The following is a 2093-nucleotide window of genomic DNA, read 5'->3' as shown; positions in this document are numbered from 1 at the left end:
ATCATCAAGCGTTCCGACAAAGCCAAGGGCTTCGAGGTGCTACCACGCCGATGGGTTGTAGAGCGAACCTTCGCATGGCTTGGCCGCTGCCGACGCCTTGCCAAGGACTGGGAAAAGTCCATCGCGTCTTCAACCGCATGGGCACTCATAGCTTCAATCCGAATGCTCACGCGCCGAACCGCAAGATATTGCTGGAATTGAGAAACTTCTGAATCAGGCACTCAATGACTATGACGGCAGTCTGGATGGCTTCTATGCAGGCGGCTTCAAATGGGCTGCGAAGAATGGATGGGGCGGGGAGGTTCTGAATTTTAAGCCGACCTCCGGACGCTGCTATGGGCACGTCGAAGTGCTTGAAAACTCGATCCACATCGAGAAGCTTGGAACCTCGTCCACGAGCGAGTCCATCGACAACGTTCTAGTCGTCTGGACCGCCCCGGATCCGTCGCCCCGTCGGGGGAGGATCGTCGTCAGGTGGTACGACAAAGCCAAGATCTATCGTGATCGCCAGCAGCCCAAGGGCGCGCTGAAGCTAGCGAGGACCTATCGCGATCCCTACTCGCGCAAGCAGCACACGCTATCGTTTCAAGTCGAGGCGGACGAGAAAGATTGCCGGCTGCTCGCGCCAGAGGAGCGGGTCCTTTGGGTTCCGCCGCGCAAGAAGGGCGACAAGGGTATTCCTGGCCAGAGTCCTGTCTACTTTCCCGACCTGCAGGCGCAGGTAGGGCCCGAGATTGCGCGCCGCATCCGTCATTTCATCGAGACCGGTAAAGCATTGCCGCTCGCGGAGGCAGTCTCGCCGAAATCCGACAACAAGGGCAATCGCTTCCAACCGGATCCGGAGCGGCGCAAGGAGATCGAAGATAACGCAATGCGGATCGTTACCGAGCACTTCGAGGCGCTTGGCTACGACGTCGACGACGTCTCGGCGACGAAGCTGGGGTATGACCTCATTGCCGTTCAAGGCGACGCGACGCTTTGCATCGAGGTGAAGGGCCGGTCTGGCAGCGCAGTGATGGCGGACTTCACCTTCAACGAGTTTGACAAGATACGCCTCGAGGAACGCGGGAAGTTTCTCGATAGAAGCTATCGAATCTGCATCGTCACAGACGCATTAAGTGAGCGCACCGGCGCGAAACTGCACCATTTCTGGTGTGTCACGCCGCCCGACGCGGACAGAACGGCCTCACGGCAACGCGCTTGGCAAAACATCGACGGCGAAGGAACGCTTGAGCTGACGCCACGTGAAGCCGCACAGGGCCGGGTGCGCTGAGCAATCATCTGAAGTATGGCTTGGTCTCCGTGCCGGCCACGATCACTGCAACCTTTCATGAGAAGATTTTCACCAATTGCAGCGGGCTATAGGCGATGCTCAAGGACCACCGCATCCACGTGAACGCCGCCCTCTCCGACCTGACCGAGGCCGCCGGGCTCAACGATCGGTTCGGCGGCGGCGATGTAATACCAAGGCGCGCTGAGTCTGACTCACGCTAGGGATTGAACGAACATGACGTAATCGCGGAGGGTCCGACTAGGGCACAATCAGGGGATTACTGGAAGGTTGGTTGCCCTCCGATAAGATGAAGAACGGGCTCACGAGTTTGGACCGGGCCCAGCATCAGATGGAGGACAACCGTGGATCAGCATATCGGACTCGACGTTTCTCTAAAAGACACTTCCATATCGGTTCGTGAGAATGGCAAACGCGTTTGGCGCGGCAAGTGTGCGTCCGACCCAAAGTTGCTCGCTGACCTGATCCGCAAGCGCGCACCTCGCGTAAAACGGGTAGTTTTCGAGACCGGGCCACTGGCCGTTTGGTTCTATCATGCCCTGACCGCAGAAGGTCTACCGGCGATTTGCATTGATGCGCGTCATGCCAAGGCCGCGCTGGACATGGCTGCGAACAAGACCGACGCCAATGACGCTGATGGTTTGGCGCACTTGGCAGAGGTAGGTTTTTATCGTGAGGTTCGCGTCAAAGGCTTCGACAGCATGCTCATGAGGACGCTGATTTCTGCCCGACGTCAGCTCATGAAGAGTAAGCGCGAAATTCCGCGCACCTGTTCGGTTGAGTGACGCGGTGTGAAGGATGT

At 58.1% G+C, this 2093-nt stretch carries 2 protein-coding genes and 1 pseudogene; all 3 read left to right on the top strand.

Going from position 1 to position 2093, the window contains the following annotated elements:
* Positions 1-201: transposase (locus AX703_RS26575; protein ID WP_156451955.1), on the top strand; the 201-nt coding region annotated here is incomplete at its 5' end.
* A gap of 148 nt (positions 202-349) precedes the next feature.
* Entirely contained in the window at positions 350-1273 is a 924-nt protein-coding gene (locus AX703_RS10385; protein ID WP_062343918.1) for a protein NO VEIN domain-containing protein, read from the top strand.
* Between the two features lie 362 nt (positions 1274-1635).
* Positions 1636-2052: pseudogene (locus AX703_RS10380) on the top strand (transposase); the annotation flags it as partial.
* Positions 2053-2093 lie beyond the last annotated feature (41 nt).

Source organism: Novosphingobium sp. CCH12-A3 (genome assembly GCF_001556015.1).
Taxonomy (GTDB): domain Bacteria; phylum Pseudomonadota; class Alphaproteobacteria; order Sphingomonadales; family Sphingomonadaceae; genus Novosphingobium; species Novosphingobium subterraneum.
Note: the sequence above shows the minus strand (reverse complement) of the source record. Positions and strands in the feature narration are given on the sequence as shown.